Origin of the sequence: Microvirga antarctica, from assembly GCF_017921815.1 — a bacterium.
Classification (GTDB): Bacteria; Pseudomonadota; Alphaproteobacteria; order Rhizobiales; family Beijerinckiaceae; genus Microvirga; species Microvirga antarctica.
Map to the genome: position 1 here is coordinate 169680 of NZ_JAGEMM010000005.1, position 14765 is coordinate 184444.

The following is a 14765-nucleotide window of genomic DNA, read 5'->3' on the forward strand; positions in this document are numbered from 1 at the left end:
TTGTTAGAGTCTTGCCATGACGTCACGCATTGTCCCGCTCAGCACCGACCAATCCATCAACGGCCTGCTTTCTGGCGTGGCCTGGAGCCTCCCGAGCCTGAATTTCAGTTTCCCGCGCAACGGGAGTTTCTATGACGACGGGCAGGCCTACGGCGCCGAGAACACGGCGGCGCAGCATTTTCAGCCCATCGACGGCGCCGGTTCTACCGAGACCGACCAGGCCCAGACGGTCCGCTACGCGTTGGGGCTGGCGCAGAGCTACACCAATCTGACCTTCAACGAGATCAACGAGACCGCCACCGTTCACGGTCATATCCGGTTTGCGCTCACCAACTTCTACAATACCGCGGCCGGTTATTATCCGGAGGGGCTGGGCAAGAGCGGCGACGTCTGGATGAATCCCAATGGTGGCCCGACGTTCATGGATCCGCGACTGGGCAATTGGGGTCTGTCGACGATCCTCCACGAACTCGGCCACACCCTTGGTCTCAAGCACGGCCAGTCCGCCAACAGGTTCGACGACAATACGGGCAACGGGCCCGGTCCCCTGCCTGCCGCCGAGGACAACTGGAACTACTCGCTCATGACCTACCGGTCCTATACCGGGGCCGTCGGCGACCCGGTCCAGGGCAATACCGCCAGCGACAACCCATTCACCTACATGCAGGATGACATCGCGGCGCTGCAATACATGTATGGGGCCAATTTCACCACCAATGCGGGAGACACGACCTATCGGTGGGACCCGGCCACCGGCACCATGTTCGTCGACGGCCAGGATCGCGGCACACCGGTCGGCGGCAAGATCCTCATGACGATCTGGGACGGCAACGGCACGGACACCTACGATCTCTCTGCCTATACCACCGCCGAGACGATCGATTTGCGGCCCGGCGCCTTCTCGACCTTTTCGGCGTCGCAGCTGGCCGACCTCGACACGACTAACGTCACACGTCCGGCGGCCGGCAATGTCGCCAATGCGCGGCTCTTTCAGGGCGATACCCGATCCCTCATCGAGAACGCGCTGGGCGGCAGCGGCGACGATCTGATCACCGGCAACGGGGCGACCAACCGGCTTTCCGGCGGGGCCGGCAGTGACACGCTGACGGGCGGTGCGGGCAACGACAGCCTCGATGGCGGCGAGGGCGTGTCCGACCGGGCGGTGTTTTCTGGAGCGCGCGCGAGCTACACGGCCACGGCGCAAGCGGACGGAAGCCTTGTCGTGACAGACGGGCGCGCCGGCGGGGACGGCCAGGACAGGCTTTGGGCCATCGAGGTCTTCCAGTTTTCAGACGCCACCTTGTCGCGGGACCAGTTGCTCAGTGGCGTGCCGGTATGGACGCCGAGTTCTCTGACATTGGTGGGACGAAGCGGCGTGGACCGCCTGACCGGAGGAAGCGGCAACGACACGCTGTCCGGCCGATTGGGCAACGACATTCTGACTGGCGGCGCCGGCAAGGACATCTTCATCTTCGACACCAAGCCGAACCGCAAAACCAACCTCGACAAGATTACCGATTTTTCGGTGAAAGACGACACGATCTGGCTCGACAACAAATACATGAGCAAGCTCGGGAAGGGGACGACGGCCAAACCCGGAGCGCTCAAGAAACAGTTCTTCGCCATCGAGAAAGCCAAGGATTCCAATGACGTGCTGATCTACAACAAGAAGACGGGCCTTCTCGCCTACGACCACGATGGCAACGGCCTCGGCGCGGCCGTGCCGATCGTCATTCTCAAGAAAGGGCTCGGCTTCACGGCAGCGGACGTCTTCGTCATCTGACGGCACGGACTCGCAAAAGCCCGCCGGTCAAAGGATGAAGCGGCTGAGATCCGTGTTGCGGGCGAGACTCTCGACCTCGCCGCGAACATAGGCGCCATCGATCGTCAGGGTCTCGCCGGAACGGTCGGGGGCGGTGAACGACACATCGTCGAGCACCCGCTCGAGCACCGTCTGGAGCCGTCGCGCGCCGATATTCTCCACCGAGTTGTTCACCTGCACGGCCACTTCCGCCAGCGCGTCGATGGAATCGTCGGTGAAGACCAGCTCCATGCCTTCCGTGCGCATGAGGGCCACGGTCTGCTTGATGAGGCTCGCCTCGGTCTCTGTCAGGATGCGCTTGAAATCCTCCACCGTCAGGGGCGACAGCTCGACCCTGATCGGCAGGCGGCCCTGCAATTCCGGCAGCAGGTCGGAGGGCTTGGAGACGTGGAACGCCCCGGAGGCGATGAACAGGATGTGGTCGGTTTTCACCGCCCCGTGCTTGGTCGCCACCGTGGTGCCCTCGATGAGCGGCAGCAGGTCCCGCTGCACGCCCTCGCGCGACACGTCGGCACCGCCGCGCCCTTCGCGGGCGCAGATCTTGTCGATTTCATCGAGGAACACGATGCCGTTGTTCTCCACCTGGCGGATCGCCTCCTGGACGATGGCGTCCTGGTCGAGCAGCTTGTCGGATTCCTCGGCGATCAGAGGCGCATAGGCCTCCACCACCGTGGTGCGCCGGGTCTTGGTGCGGCCGCCGCCGAAAGCCTTGCCGAACATGTCGCCCAGATTGATGGCCCCGACCGACGCACCCGGCATGCCCGGAATGTCGAACATCGGCAGACCCTGGCCGCCGCCCTGCGGCACCTCGATCTCGATTTCCTTGTCGTCGAGTTCGTTCGCCCGCAACTTGCGGCGGAACGAGTCGCGGGTGGCGGGGCTCGCGGCCGGGCCCACCAGCGCATCGAGCACGCGCTCTTCGGCCGCAAGATGCGCCTTCGCCTCGACCTGCCGGCGGCGCTCCTCCTTCACGAGGCCGATGCCGACCTCGACGAGGTCGCGGATGATCTGCTCCACGTCGCGGCCCACATAGCCGACCTCGGTGAACTTCGTCGCCTCGACCTTGAGGAACGGCGCATTCGCCAGGCGCGCAAGGCGGCGCGAGATCTCCGTCTTGCCGCAGCCGGTCGGGCCGATCATCAGAATGTTCTTGGGCGCCACCTCCTCGCGCAGCGAGCCTTCAAGCTGCTGGCGCCGCCAGCGGTTGCGCAACGCGATGGCGACCGCGCGCTTGGCGTCGTTCTGGCCGACGATATAACGGTCGAGTTCGGAAACGATTTCACGGGGAGAAAAGGAGGTCATGGGGTTAGAATGGGGTGCGGCAATCGTCGTGCAAGACCCGATGGCAGAAGCTTGAGAAGGAAAGCCCGCAGGGGTCGCCAACCGGCGCTGAGGAGCAGCACGAAGGCGCCAAGGACCAACAGGGTTGCGGCCGCCGCATGATCGGTCAGTCCGACACCGGTGATGAGCGTCTTGAAGGCAATGCCCGCATAGGCCAGCCCGGACACAAGAATGGCGCGACGGTCGACAATAACGGCGATTGCGCCCAGCGCCACGAAGATCGCCAGAATGGCCAGCGCCATGCTCGCACTGAAGTCGGCATCTTTCAGCACGAGAATTGCGATCATCGGATGGACGATCATCGGCGCGGCCAGGAGGTGAAGCCAGAACGCGATATCGGTCCGCCGCGTGATGCGGGCGGGATCGGACAGATCGAAGCGCATCGCGAGGGTGAAGATCGAGAGCCCGGCCGCCAGGATGATCACCATCGCATATCGGTCGGCGAAATCCGGCGCGACGATGAAGACCAGCCCCACAACGACGCCCGCCAGCGCTGCGGCACCGGCCGCAACCGTGATGGGAAGGCGAAATCGCCAATAGTGAAGTGCGACCAGTCCGAGGGTGATCAGCGCCGCACTGGTGAGGATCGCGGGGCGCCAATTCCTAACGCCGAACGGGATGGATTCGTGCCAGGGGTCTCCACTGGAAAGCCTGTTCAGCCCAAGGTAGGCGGCCCCGAACACCGCGACGGCAAACAGGCACAGGAGGACAATGCTGGGGAGCGCCATGCGGCGGCGGCGGGTGAAAAATTCTGCCAGGGCCCAGGACACGACCGCGAGGGCGGCCCATCGTACCGGCTCGCCATACGTATCGGCAAAATAGGCCACGGCGCTGGCAAAAAGCCCGATCCCGATCGTCACGAAAATATCGCTGAAGCCGGTCACGAACCGCAGCTTTTCGTCGTCCGGGTCGTTCCCCGGGAGCCCGTTGGTCTGCGCCAGGGATTGCAGCTGCGTCAGTTGGTCGGCGGTGAGGATGCCGCGCTCGACGGCCTTAGTCAGGGAGCTTTCGCTGATCACTCGCAAGGCTTTCTATAACAATGTTACCATTGGTATAGACGCAGATTTCCGCCGCGATGCCAAGGGACCGGCGCACCATCGCCTCGGCGTCCATGCCGCTATCGGCCAGCGCACGAGCCGCCGCCAGCGCGTAGTTGCCGCCGGAGCCGATCGCCATGATGCCGCCTTCGGGCTCGAGCACGTCGCCGCTGCCCGACAACAGCAGGCCGACCTCCTTGTCGGCCACCAGCATCATGGCCTCGAGCCGGCGCAGATAGCGGTCGGTGCGCCAATCCTTGGTCAGCTCGACACAGGCTCGCGTGAGCTGGCCGGGATATTGCTCGAGCTTCGCCTCGAGGCGCTCGAACAGCGTGAAGGCATCGGCCGTGGAGCCGGCAAAGCCGCCGATGACCTCGCCCTTGCTGAGGCGGCGCACCTTGCGGGCATTGCCCTTGACGATGGTCGGGCCAAGGCTCACCTGACCGTCGCCGCCGATGACGACGCGGCCGTCCTTGCGGACCATGAGAATGGTGGTGGCGTGCATGGAGGGCAGGGCGTCGGACAAGCGGCAAACTCCGGATGGGACCGCCCCTGACTTAAGCATTCATCATGCAAAAGCAACGCGGGTGGCGTTTCATCCCGGGTCTTGATAGAACCCGCCGATTATCGTCGTTCTGCAAGGATTTGCCCCGATGCGCGAAGCGAGCGTCAGCCGCCGAACCGCCGAGACCGATGTCGCCGTGTCGATCATGCTCGACGGCACCGGCAAGGCCGAGATCCAGACCGGTGTCGGTTTCCTCGACCACATGCTTGAGCTGTTCGCCCGCCACGGATTGTTCGACCTTTCCGTGCAGGTCACCGGCGATCTCCATGTGGACCAGCACCACACCACGGAGGATGCGGGCATCGCCCTCGGCCAGGCGGTTCTCCAGGCGCTCGGCGACAAGAAGGGCATCGGCCGCTATGCGGATATCCACATGCCCATGGACGAGACCCTGACCCGGCTGGCGCTCGATATTTCCGGCCGCCCCTTCCTGGTGTTCAAGACGACGTTTCCGACCGAGAAGATCGGCGCGTTCGACACCGAGCTGGTACGCGAGTTCTTTCAGGCCTTCGCCATGAATGCGGGCGTCACCCTGCATGTGGAGACGCTCTACGGGGTCAATTCCCACCATATCGCCGAGAGCTGCTTCAAGGGCCTCGCCCGCGTGCTCCGCCACGCGGTTGCGGTGGACCCGAAGGAGGGGGGCCGCGTTCCCTCCACCAAGGGGACGCTCTAGCCGTTCGACCCGGTCGCGCCGCCGTTTTGTGGCACAATCGTCCCGGATCGCGGCATCCCGACAAGGCTCCAAGGACTTTCTCCCATGGCCACATTCACCCTGCATCTGCCCCGCGGCGCAAAACCCGGCGATCCCGCCGTTCTCGAGGACGCGGTCATCGTGAAGGATGCTTTCTCGTGGGGCGCTTTCGCCTTCACGGCGTTGTGGTTTTTCTTCCACCGCCTGTGGATCGCGGGCCTCCTCGTTCTGCTGGCCGTCATCGGCCTCAACGTCCTGTTGAGCGTGCTCGACGTGTTTCCCGCGGCGGCATTCGCCGCGCAGGTGCTGCTCTCCTGCCTGATCGGTCTGGAGGCGAATTCGCTTCGCCGCTGGACGCTCGCGCGCCACGGCTCGCCGGTGGTCGACGTGGTCCACGCCACCGACAAGGACGACGCGGAGGCAAAGTTCATCGCCCGGTTCCTTGCGCCTACCGCTCCGGTGTCGCGGCCGGCGGCGTCGCCTCTGCTGCGGCCGCGCCCGACCGCGCAGCCGGTGCTGGGCCTGTTTCCTGACGCGGAGCGGTCCCGGTGAGCGTCGCGATCGTCGATTACGGTTCGGGCAACCTGCATTCCGCCGCGAAGGCTTTTGAGCGCGCGGCGCGCGAAGCCGGTCTCGACCAGCCCATTCGTGTCACCTCCGACCCCGCCATTGTGGCTGCGGCCGACAGGATCGTGCTGCCCGGCGTCGGGGCTTTCGCCGATTGCAGGCGCGGCCTCGATGCGGTGCCCGGCATGGTGGAAGCGCTGACCCGCACCGTTCGCGAGGGCGGGCGGCCGTTTCTCGGCATCTGCGTCGGCATGCAGCTGATGGCGAGCCGGGGGCTCGAGCACGTGACCACCGCCGGTCTCGACTGGATCGCCGGTGACGTGAAAGCCATCGTGCCGAGCGACCCGTCCCTGAAGATTCCCCATATGGGCTGGAACAACCTGCGCCAGCATCACCCCCATCCCCTGCTCGACGGGATCGCCACGGGCGAGGACGGGTTGCATGCCTATTTCGTCCATTCCTACGCGCTCGACGTGCGCGACCCCGAAGACCTTGTGGCGAGCGTGGATTACGGTGGCCCGGTGACTGCTCTCGTCGCCCGCGACAACATGGTCGGCACGCAATTCCATCCCGAAAAAAGCCAGGCCCTCGGCCTCCGACTGATTGCCAACTTCATGAGGTGGCGCCCGTGATTCTCTATCCCGCCATCGACTTGAAGGACGGGCGCTGCGTCCGCCTGATTCAGGGCGACATGGACCAGGCCACCGTCTTCAACGACGATCCGGCAGCCCAGGCGGCCTCGTTTGAGGCGCAAGGGTTCTCCTGGCTCCACGTGGTCGATCTCGACGGCGCCTTTGCGGGCAAGCCGATGAATGCGGCGGCTGTTGAGGGCATTCTCAAGCGCATCGCCATTCCGGTGCAGCTCGGTGGCGGCATCCGCGACATGAAGACGGTCGATGGGTGGATCGCCAAGGGCGTCTCGCGGGTGATCATCGGCACGGCGGCGGTGCGCGACCCGGCTTTCGTGCGCGAAGCCGCTAGGCTCTACCCTGGCAAGGTCGCGGTCGGCATCGACGCCAAGGACGGGCTCGTGGCGGTCGAGGGCTGGGCCCAGACCTCGACACTCACCGCCGAAGATCTCGGCCGCCGCTTCGAGGATGCGGGCGTGTGCGCGATCATCTACACCGACATCGCCCGCGACGGCATCCTGAAGGGCCTCAACATTCCCATGACGCTGGCGCTTGCCCGGGCGGTCAAGATTCCCGTCATCGCCTCCGGAGGGCTTGCGTCGATGGCCGATATCGAGCGCCTGACCCAGCCCGATTGCGCCATTCTCGGCGGGGCGATTTCCGGACGGGCGCTCTATGACGGCCGCATCGACCCCGATCAGGCGCTGGCGCTGCTGCGCAGCGTGAAGCGGGAGACCGCCTGATGCTGAAAGTCCGTCTCATTCCCTGCCTCGACGTGAAGGATGGGCGCGTCGTCAAAGGCGTGCAGTTCCTCGATCTCGTCGATGCGGGCGATCCGGTCGAGGCCGCGAAGGCCTATGACGCGGCCGGCGCCGACGAACTCTGCTTTCTCGACATCACGGCGAGCCACGAGGCGCGCGGCATTCTCTTCGACGTGGTGCGCCGCACGGCCGAGGCCTGCTTTATGCCGTTGACGGTCGGCGGCGGCGTCCGCACCGTGGCGGATATCCGCAATCTCCTGCTGGCCGGGGCCGACAAGGTCTCGATCAACACCGCGGCGGTGTCCAATCCGGACTTCGTGCGCGAGGCAGCCGAGAAATTCGGCAGCCAGTGCATCGTGGTGGCGATCGACGCCAAGAAGGTATCGGGGGAGGGCGAGCCCGACCGCTGGGAGATCTTCACCCATGGCGGACGCAAGGCAACCGGCATCGACGCGATCGCGTTCGCCCGCCAGGTGGCCGATCTCGGCGCCGGCGAATTGCTGCTGACCTCCATGGATCGGGACGGCACCAAAGGCGGCTACGACCTTGCCTTGGTGCGCGCCATCGCGGATGCCGTGACGGTGCCGGTGATCGCCTCCGGCGGCGTCGGCAACCTCGACCATCTGGTCGACGGTGTGCGTGAGGGCCATGCGAGCGCCGTGCTGGCCGCCTCGATCTTCCATTTCGGCACGCACACCATCGGCGAGGCGAAGGACTACATGGCCGCGGCTGGGTTGATGATGCGGCGCGATCCGCAAACCCGCGTCTGATCCCGCACCCTGATCGGCTTTGGAGCGCCCCACGATGCACATCGCCTGCCTCCATACGGCCCCGAGCAATGCGACGTTGTTCGATGACGCGTTGTCCGACCTTGGACGATCCGACGTCGTGCTGCGCCATGCGGTCCGTGCCGACCTTCTGGACCGCGCCGAGCAGGAGAATGGCCTGACGCCTGCGATCGCGGCCGATACGCTCGCGGCCCTGCGCGGGCTCGCGCAAGACGCCGATGCGGTCATTCTCACCTGCTCGACGCTGGGCCCGGTGGTGGCAACCGATCCACCGGAGCATGGAGCCAGGCTGCTGCGTGCCGATGACGCTCTCGCCAGGCGGGCCGTGGGCGCTGGCGGGCCGCTCACCGTGCTCTGCACAGTTCGCTCGACGCTGGAGTCGACGCGGACGCTTTTCGAGAAGGCCGCGCAGGACACCGACACCGTCGTCGCCGTTGCGCTCGTCCCCGACGCGTGGGCGCTTTTCCGATCCGGGCAGCCCGAGGCTTATGGGGACGCAATCGCGCAGGCGGCTGATCGTGCCTTCGCGGATGGCGCCCGCAATGTGGCGCTGGCCCAGGCGTCGATGGCGCCGGCCGCGGAGCGCTGCCAGGGTGGACGGCCCCTGACCAGCCCAATGGAAGCCCTCAAGAGCGCCATCGCTGCTGTCGAGACGCCAAAGCCCGTTCGAAAGGAATCCCGATGACGGCCTTCACCCTCGAGGATCTCGCGCGGATCGTGGATGCCCGCGCATCGGCGCCGGATTCTGAATCCTACACCGCCAAGCTGCTTTCCGGCGGACCGGCAAAAGCCGCCAAGAAGCTCGGCGAGGAGGCCGTCGAGGCCGTCATCGCGGCTGTCTCCGGCGACCGGCAAAACCTGACGGCGGAGGCCGCGGATGTGCTGTATCATCTGCTCGTCGTCTTGCGGGGCGCGCACATTCCGCTAAGTGATGTGCTGAACGAACTCGAACGGCGCACGGCCCAATCCGGCCTTGCCGAGAAAGCCGCCCGCAAGCCCTGATGTCCAGGAAGGCGCCCTGATGGACCAGCAAAACGTGGTCGCGACCGAGAATGGCGACGGGCTTTCGCCCTATCGCCGCTTTTCCCGCGAGGAATGGGCAAAGCTGCGCGCCGACGCGCCGATGACGCTCACGGGTGACGAGGTTCTGCAGCTGCAATCGCTGAACGACCCGATCTCCCTCGATGAAGTGGCGGCGATCTATCTCCCGCTGTCGCGCCTGCTGTCCCTCTACGTGGCGGCCACCCAGGGGCTGTTCAAGGCGACCCAGCGCTTCCTGCTCGCCGAGAAGGACGCCAAGGTGCCCTACATCATCGGGGTTGCGGGCTCGGTCGCGGTGGGCAAATCCACCACCGCCCGCGTGCTGAAGGCGCTTCTCGCCCGCTGGCCCAACACCCCGAAGGTCGATCTCGTCACCACCGACGGGTTCCTTCTGCCCAATGCCGAGCTGATCCGCCTCGGCCTGATGGAGCGCAAGGGCTTTCCCGAAAGCTACGACACCGGTGCGCTCCTGCATTTTCTCGCCGACATCAAGGCCGGCAAGCGCAACGTGCGCGCGCCGCTTTATTCGCATCTCGTCTACGACGTGGTGCCGGGCGAGGAAGCGGTGGTCGACCTCCCGGACATCCTCATCGTCGAGGGCCTGAACGTGCTCCAGCCGGCGCGCATGCCGAAGGACGGGCTGGCCATCCCCTTCGTGTCCGACTTCTTCGATTTCTCGGTCTATATCGACGCCGAGGAGGATGATCTCCACCGCTGGTACGTCAACCGGTTCCTGCGCCTGCGCCACACGGCCTTTCGCGATCCGCTGTCCTATTTCCGACGCTATGCGGAAGTGGGCGAGGAAGAGGCGATCGCCATCGCCGAAGGGCTGTGGAACCGCATCAACCTGACGAACCTGCGCGAAAATATCGTGCCGACCCGCCAGCGGGCGAGCCTGATCCTCAAAAAGGGCGCCAGTCACCGGATCGAGACAGTGGCGCTCAGGCGGCTGTAGCGTTCTTCGGCCTCAATGGCCCATGGCAGGGGTCTGGTAGCGGATCACCGTGCGCAGCGGCCCATAGGGGGTGGGGGTTCGGGCATCCAGCGTGACGCGCGCGCCGGTCTGCACCCCTGACACATCCTGCAAGCGTGACCGGCCCGAGCCCATCACCACATCGGAGCGCACCCGTCCGCCGATCCGCAGACAGGTCTCGGTGCCCGGCACCGAGAAGAACCCGGCACCTTGGCTGGCGCAGACCCGTTCGGATTCGACCCCGGCGCGCGACCGCTCAGGCGTCGGTCCGCCGGCGCTGGCCGGCAGGGTCCCGACAAGGATTCCAACGAGGAGGAGGGCAGGGCGAAACATGGCGGAACTCCCCGAGGATAAGGTTTCGAAACGGTAGACTGTCGTGGCCAGCGCCGCAAGTCCGCAACGCGTCAGGCCAGCATCCCTTCCTGACGGGCAAGATCGAGCAGGCTGGTCTGGGGGCGGGCGCCCAGATGACTGATCACCTCGGCTGCCGCCAGACCGCCAAGACGTGCGCAATCGACGAGGTCGAGATCGCGCACGAGGCCGGTCATGAACCCGGCAGCGAACAGATCGCCCGCGCCCGTCGTGTCGACCACCTGATCCACTGGCGAGGCTGCCACCGCCCGGGTCTCGGAGCGGGTGACGACAAGCGCGCCTTCCGCGGAGCGGGTCACGACCCCGAGGATGCTTTCCTCCCGCAGCGCGGCGAGCGCGGTCTCGGGATCGGAAGCGCCATAAAGGCTCTGCAATTCGTGGATGTTGGCGAACAGGATATCGAGGCTGCCGTCGCGCATCAGGCCGAGAAACTCGTCCCGGTAGCGATCGACGCAGAAGGCGTCCGACAGGGTCAGCGCCACCTTGTTGCCGGCCGCATGGGCGATCGACACCGCCTTGCGGAAGGCTTCCTTGGCGGCCGGCGGGTCCCACAGATAGCCTTCGAGGTAGACGATCGACGAGGCCTTGACGGTGTCGGGATTGACGTCGTCGGGGGTGAGGTTCTGGCAGGCGCCCAGATAGGTGTTCATGGTGCGCTCGCCATCCGGCGTCACCAGAATGAAGCTGCGGGCGGTCGCCGGGCCGTCCTTGGCGAGGGCGACGTCGTAATGAACGTCGATCGCCTTGAGGTCATGGGCGAAGTGATGGCCGGTCGCATCGTCCTTGACCTTGCCGATGAATCCCGCACGCGCGCCGAGGGAGGCGATTCCGGCCGCTGTATTGGCCGCGGAGCCGCCCGAGATGACCGTGGCGGGACCCATATCGGCAAAGAGCTCTTCGGCGCGCGCCTCGTCGATGAGCTGCATGGCGCCCTTGTGGACGTTCTTGTGGACGAGGAAGGCCTCGTCGGTATGCGCCAGAACGTCCACGATGGCGTTGCCGAGCGTGAGCACATCGATGCGATGAGAGGACATGAAACCACCGGTCGTGTTGAAAGAAGGGCGCTTTCGCACCCGGGGCCGGTCCGGTCAAGTCTCGCGCCGTCAGGCCTCAGGCGCCCGGCGTCCGGCGGAGCCGGTCCTGGGCCTCGTCGAGGATGGCCAGCAGGGCTTCCACCTCCCCGTCTGACAGGTCGCCGATTTCCCGCGCCAGCCGATTCGCGACCAGCGTCGCCCGCGGCGTCGCGTGGGAGGTGTCGATCTTCACCCGCGGCTCGGACATGTCGGCAAGGCGCGTCAGCTCGTCGGCCTCATCCCAGATGATGTGAAAATATTGCAGCGTGCCCTGGATCAGCGTCCAGGTCGGTTTGCCCCGTTCGCCCCGCTCCAGCGCCGACAGATAGGCGCTCGAGACGCCGAGATGCGCCGCCATGTCCTTGAGCAGCAGCCCCCGTTCGCGGCGTAGCTGCCGCACCTTTTCGCCGAACGGCGTCATCCTACTCGGTGCCCCGCCGCCGCCGGAGGCGCACGTAGAGCGCGCCCGAGCCCCCATGCTGGGCGGCGGCCTCGTCGAAGCCGATCACCAGCGCCCGCACGTCCGGAAGGCTGAGCCAATGGGGAACCATCCGCCGCAACACGCCGCGCTCGTCCGACAGACCGCCCTGGCCCGGCGCGCCGCCCTTGCCGGTGATCACCAGCACCACACTGTGGCCCGCCCCTTGCGCCCGGTGAAGAAAGCGCAGCAGCGCCCCATGGGCCTCGCTCTGGCGCATCCCATGCAAATCGATGCGGGCATCGACGCTTTTCTTTCCCCGGCGCAGCCCCGTCATGGTCTTTCGCTCGAGGGGCGCGAGGGGAAGGAGGCGCGGCTTGGGCATGGGGAGCGGCGGTGGGGCAAGGCGACCGACGTCCGGCCGGGGTTCCACCACAGGCGGAAGCGGCAGATCCGGTTCGACGGAAAGAACGCGGCCCTTCATGGGCGCGACGCCCCTCGCCACATGGGCCCAGAGTCGGCGTTCCTCGCTGCTCAAGGCGCGCCGCCTTCGGGTCATGGCGCCGGCCGGGGCTGGAGAATGACGAACCCGACCGGATGGCGCATGAGGCCCGCCTGGTCGCCCGCCTCCTTGCCGCTGCCGACGAAGTAATCGCCGCGCACGGGACCCACAATGGCCGAACCGGTATCCTGTGCCACCATCAGCCGCCGCAAGGGCTCCGTCCGTTCGAGCGTGTGGGGAAGCGTGCCGTCGAGCCAGATCGGCAGGCCATAGGGCCAGATCGTCCGGTCGACGGCGAGCGAGCGTCCCGGCGTGAGGGCAAGACCCGCGCCCCCGATGGGACCCTCGGCAAGAGCGAGGCCCTCGGCCTCACGAAAGAAAATGTAGGACCGGTTCTGCCGCATGAGGTCCCGCGCCTCGGCCGGATGCTCGGCGAGCCAGCCCATCAGGCGCGCGAGCGTCATGGTTTCGAGATCCATGACGCCACGCTGCACCAGCAGCTTGCCGATCGACGTATAGGAGTGCCCGTTGCGGCCCGCATAGGCCACCCGCATCACCGTGCCGTCGGTTAGCCGGATGCGGGCGGACCCCTGCACATGGATGATGAAGGCCTCGCCCGGCTCACGCAGGAAGACGACCGGCCTGGCGCGCGCGCTGAGCGCGCCTTCCTCGATGGCGGCACGGTCAGGATAGGGGACGAACCCGCCTCCCTGTCGCCGGCCGGCCTGAAAAGTCGGATCGAGACCCGGGAGCCTGCCGCCCTGCGGCACCGTCACGAGATCGTCCGGCCGGTCGAGGAGGGGGACACGATAGGTCGCGTCCGCGACGCGGGAACCCTGGAATTCCGGTTCGTAATAGCCGGTGAGAAACCCCGCTCCGTCCCGCGGCAGGACCCGCATGGGACGAAAATGGCGCTCGAAGAACAGCCTGGCCGCGTCGCTCCCTTGAGAGGTCTCCGCCAGCGCTGCGCGACACGCGCGGGTGAGGTCGAGGCCGGGGGCAAGCGCCGGCCGCAGGGGCGCTGTCTTGCGGGCGAGGGCCGCACAGCTCTTGCGGAAGGTCGCAAACGCCGCCGCGTGATCGTCGCCGTCCCAACCGGCGAGATCGGCAAACGACAGGGGGGCAAGCGTGGCTTTGCCCGCGAGCGCCGATGCGGCGTCGAACGGCGACATCGTCACACTCCAGCAGAGAAGGGCGAGGAGGCCGAACCGGGCCCGCCTCCCATGGCTCATTGGCCCGATTCGGTCGCGACCAGCTTCCAGTTCGGGTCGCGGCTCCCGAGCGCACGCTCAAACGTCCACACATCGGTCACGTCGACGACCGCGTCGGAGCTGCCGTCGACGACCTTGTCGGCCGCATCGCGGGTGACCGTGATGAGCTTGGACAGGAAGCGGATATTGACCTGGGCATTGCGCGCCTGAACGTCGGCGCCGGTGATCTCGGCCTTGTCCACGGATACGAACGTGGTCTCGACCTTCTCGCCGCGCTGCTCGCGCTCGGTGATGGCGCGCTCGAAGCCCTCATACACATCCTTGGACAGGAGATCCTTGAGGGTCTTGCGGTCGCCCTGGGCGAAGGCCGACACGATCATCTCGTAGGCGGCCTGCGCGCCCTCGAGGAATGTCGCGGCGTCGAAGCTCGGCTCGGCGCGGGCGATCTCGTCGAGGCTGCGGGCCATGGGCGTTCCCGGCTCGGCGAACCCCTTCCAGCGCTCGGCCGCGCTTGCGGTCGCATCGAGGACCGGCTTGGTGCCGTTGGCGCCCGGCAGACGCACGACATTGTCCTGATCGGCGCTGGGCGTAGCCGGCCGCAGGGGCGGGTCCCGTCGGGCGATGGGATCGGCCGGCGATTGTTCGTTACCTGTCTTCTGCCCCAGAACCGATCGCAGCCGCCACACGACAAAAACTGCGAGCACGATGAATATGAGGGTCGTGATGTCGAAGGAATCCTGCATCGTCGATCCGTTGTCGCCCTTATCCGGTCCGCCGAAGGACGGCCGGTCTGTCGCCCGCAGCGGGCAGAGAATGGTGTCCTGCGCATATGGGGCTCATGCGTCGTAACATCCACCTCTCGTCGGGACAAGCGAAGGCCAATCCCGAATCTTGTTCCTTTGTCCGGAACATGGTAGCGCGAACGTCCACGGCCCATTGCCGATTCACCTTGTGACACAGAGCGCTCCCCA

18 protein-coding genes are annotated in these 14765 nt (G+C 66.3%); 9 read left to right on the forward strand and 9 right to left on the reverse strand.

The annotated features are described in order from the left end of the window. Positions 1-16: 16 nt before the first annotated feature. A complete protein-coding gene (locus J4G32_RS15685) occupies positions 17-1783 on the forward strand; it encodes a M10 family metallopeptidase (protein ID WP_210496264.1) in 1767 nt (588 codons plus the stop codon). Positions 1784-1810: 27 nt separating this feature from the next. Here the strand turns inward: J4G32_RS15685 and hslU are convergent, their stop codons facing one another. From hslU to hslV, 3 genes are read right to left on the reverse strand one after another with little or no spacing between them, the layout of a single operon-like run. Beyond that, a complete protein-coding gene (gene hslU / locus J4G32_RS15690; RefSeq protein ID WP_210496265.1) occupies positions 1811-3124 on the reverse strand; it encodes an ATP-dependent protease ATPase subunit HslU in 1314 nt (437 codons plus the stop codon). Beyond that, on the reverse strand, positions 3121-4182 hold the full coding sequence (locus J4G32_RS15695; protein ID WP_343232666.1) for a hypothetical protein: 1062 nt from the start codon (positions 4180-4182) through the stop codon (positions 3121-3123). Before J4G32_RS15695 ends, hslU begins: the two co-directional genes overlap by 4 nt. Further along, positions 4157-4705 carry an ATP-dependent protease subunit HslV gene (gene hslV / locus J4G32_RS15700; RefSeq protein ID WP_246505141.1) on the reverse strand — a complete coding sequence of 183 codons (549 nt, stop codon included), beginning with the start codon at positions 4703-4705 and terminating at the stop codon, positions 4157-4159. The genes J4G32_RS15695 and hslV overlap by 26 nt, the downstream gene beginning before the upstream one ends. Positions 4706-4853: 148 nt before the next feature. Between hslV and hisB the strand changes: the two genes are divergently transcribed. The 8 genes from hisB to coaA all read left to right on the forward strand — a co-directional run bounded on the left by hisB (position 4854) and on the right by coaA (position 10200). Next, complete coding sequence (hisB, locus tag J4G32_RS15705; RefSeq protein WP_210496271.1) at positions 4854-5441, forward strand: imidazoleglycerol-phosphate dehydratase HisB; 588 nt, start codon at positions 4854-4856, stop codon at positions 5439-5441. Positions 5442-5525: 84 nt separating this feature from the next. Then, positions 5526-6011 (forward strand): DUF2628 domain-containing protein, encoded by a 486-nt coding sequence (locus J4G32_RS15710; protein WP_210496272.1) that lies wholly within the window; start codon positions 5526-5528, stop codon positions 6009-6011. Beyond that, the gene (hisH, locus tag J4G32_RS15715; RefSeq protein WP_210496273.1) at positions 6008-6658 is read left to right on the forward strand and encodes an imidazole glycerol phosphate synthase subunit HisH; all 651 of its coding nucleotides are present in this window, start codon (positions 6008-6010) and stop codon (positions 6656-6658) included. The genes J4G32_RS15710 and hisH overlap by 4 nt, the downstream gene beginning before the upstream one ends. Next, the gene (gene hisA / locus J4G32_RS15720; protein ID WP_210496274.1) at positions 6646-7398 is read left to right on the forward strand and encodes a 1-(5-phosphoribosyl)-5-[(5-phosphoribosylamino)methylideneamino]imidazole-4-carboxamide isomerase; all 753 of its coding nucleotides are present in this window, start codon (positions 6646-6648) and stop codon (positions 7396-7398) included. Before hisH ends, hisA begins: the two co-directional genes overlap by 13 nt. Next, positions 7398-8186, forward strand: coding sequence for an imidazole glycerol phosphate synthase subunit HisF (hisF, locus tag J4G32_RS15725; RefSeq protein WP_210496275.1), 789 nt, complete (start codon positions 7398-7400; stop codon positions 8184-8186). The genes hisA and hisF overlap by 1 nt, the downstream gene beginning before the upstream one ends. Before the next feature lie 34 nt (positions 8187-8220). Beyond that, complete coding sequence (locus tag J4G32_RS15730) at positions 8221-8889, forward strand: aspartate/glutamate racemase family protein (protein ID WP_210496277.1); 669 nt, start codon at positions 8221-8223, stop codon at positions 8887-8889. Then, on the forward strand, positions 8886-9206 hold the full coding sequence (locus tag J4G32_RS15735; RefSeq protein WP_210496279.1) for a phosphoribosyl-ATP diphosphatase: 321 nt from the start codon (positions 8886-8888) through the stop codon (positions 9204-9206). The genes J4G32_RS15730 and J4G32_RS15735 overlap by 4 nt, the downstream gene beginning before the upstream one ends. Positions 9207-9225: 19 nt before the next feature. Next, positions 9226-10200, forward strand: a complete 975-nt coding sequence (gene coaA / locus J4G32_RS15740) for a type I pantothenate kinase (protein WP_210496281.1) — start codon at positions 9226-9228, stop codon at positions 10198-10200. A 12-nt stretch (positions 10201-10212) separates the two neighbouring features. On the opposite strand, the gene J4G32_RS15745 is transcribed toward coaA, so the two are convergent. From J4G32_RS15745 to J4G32_RS15770, 6 genes are all read right to left on the reverse strand, one after another. Further along, entirely contained in the window at positions 10213-10551 is a 339-nt protein-coding gene (locus tag J4G32_RS15745) for a porin (RefSeq protein WP_210496284.1), read from the reverse strand. 71 nt (positions 10552-10622) lie between these two features. Then, positions 10623-11624, reverse strand: coding sequence for an adenosine kinase (locus J4G32_RS15750; RefSeq protein WP_210496286.1), 1002 nt, complete (start codon positions 11622-11624; stop codon positions 10623-10625). Positions 11625-11700: 76 nt separating this feature from the next. Continuing rightward, positions 11701-12084, reverse strand: coding sequence for a helix-turn-helix domain-containing protein (locus J4G32_RS15755; RefSeq protein WP_210496288.1), 384 nt, complete (start codon positions 12082-12084; stop codon positions 11701-11703). 1 nt (position 12085) lies between these two features. Next, the gene (locus J4G32_RS15760) at positions 12086-12640 is read right to left on the reverse strand and encodes a Smr/MutS family protein (protein ID WP_210496292.1); all 555 of its coding nucleotides are present in this window, start codon (positions 12638-12640) and stop codon (positions 12086-12088) included. Continuing rightward, positions 12637-13755: a murein transglycosylase A gene (gene mltA, locus J4G32_RS15765; protein WP_246505119.1), complete on the reverse strand. Its 1119-nt coding sequence runs from the start codon at positions 13753-13755 to the stop codon at positions 12637-12639. The genes J4G32_RS15760 and mltA overlap by 4 nt, the downstream gene beginning before the upstream one ends. Positions 13756-13811: 56 nt before the next feature. Then, positions 13812-14537 (reverse strand): Tim44/TimA family putative adaptor protein, encoded by a 726-nt coding sequence (locus tag J4G32_RS15770; RefSeq protein ID WP_210496296.1) that lies wholly within the window; start codon positions 14535-14537, stop codon positions 13812-13814. Positions 14538-14765 lie beyond the last annotated feature (228 nt).

Coding starts and splice junctions, on each gene's coding strand:
- J4G32_RS15745 (WP_210496284.1), bottom strand. CDS start 10,551: ATGTTTCGCCCTGCCCTCCTCCTCGTTGGAATCCTTGTCGGGACCCTG.
- J4G32_RS15770 (WP_210496296.1), bottom strand. CDS start 14,537: ATGCAGGATTCCTTCGACATCACGACCCTCATATTCATCGTGCTCGCA.
- hisF (WP_210496275.1), top strand. CDS start 7,398: ATGCTGAAAGTCCGTCTCATTCCCTGCCTCGACGTGAAGGATGGGCGC.
- mltA (WP_246505119.1), bottom strand. CDS start 13,755: ATGTCGCCGTTCGACGCCGCATCGGCGCTCGCGGGCAAAGCCACGCTT.
- coaA (WP_210496281.1), top strand. CDS start 9,226: ATGGACCAGCAAAACGTGGTCGCGACCGAGAATGGCGACGGGCTTTCG.
- J4G32_RS15685 (WP_210496264.1), top strand. CDS start 17: ATGACGTCACGCATTGTCCCGCTCAGCACCGACCAATCCATCAACGGC.
- J4G32_RS15760 (WP_210496292.1), bottom strand. CDS start 12,640: ATGACCCGAAGGCGGCGCGCCTTGAGCAGCGAGGAACGCCGACTCTGG.
- J4G32_RS15735 (WP_210496279.1), top strand. CDS start 8,886: ATGACGGCCTTCACCCTCGAGGATCTCGCGCGGATCGTGGATGCCCGC.
- hisB (WP_210496271.1), top strand. CDS start 4,854: ATGCGCGAAGCGAGCGTCAGCCGCCGAACCGCCGAGACCGATGTCGCC.
- J4G32_RS15710 (WP_210496272.1), top strand. CDS start 5,526: ATGGCCACATTCACCCTGCATCTGCCCCGCGGCGCAAAACCCGGCGAT.
- hslV (WP_246505141.1), bottom strand. CDS start 4,705: ATGCACGCCACCACCATTCTCATGGTCCGCAAGGACGGCCGCGTCGTC.
- J4G32_RS15750 (WP_210496286.1), bottom strand. CDS start 11,624: ATGTCCTCTCATCGCATCGATGTGCTCACGCTCGGCAACGCCATCGTG.
- hslU (WP_210496265.1), bottom strand. CDS start 3,124: ATGACCTCCTTTTCTCCCCGTGAAATCGTTTCCGAACTCGACCGTTAT.
- J4G32_RS15755 (WP_210496288.1), bottom strand. CDS start 12,084: ATGACGCCGTTCGGCGAAAAGGTGCGGCAGCTACGCCGCGAACGGGGG.
- J4G32_RS15730 (WP_210496277.1), top strand. CDS start 8,221: ATGCACATCGCCTGCCTCCATACGGCCCCGAGCAATGCGACGTTGTTC.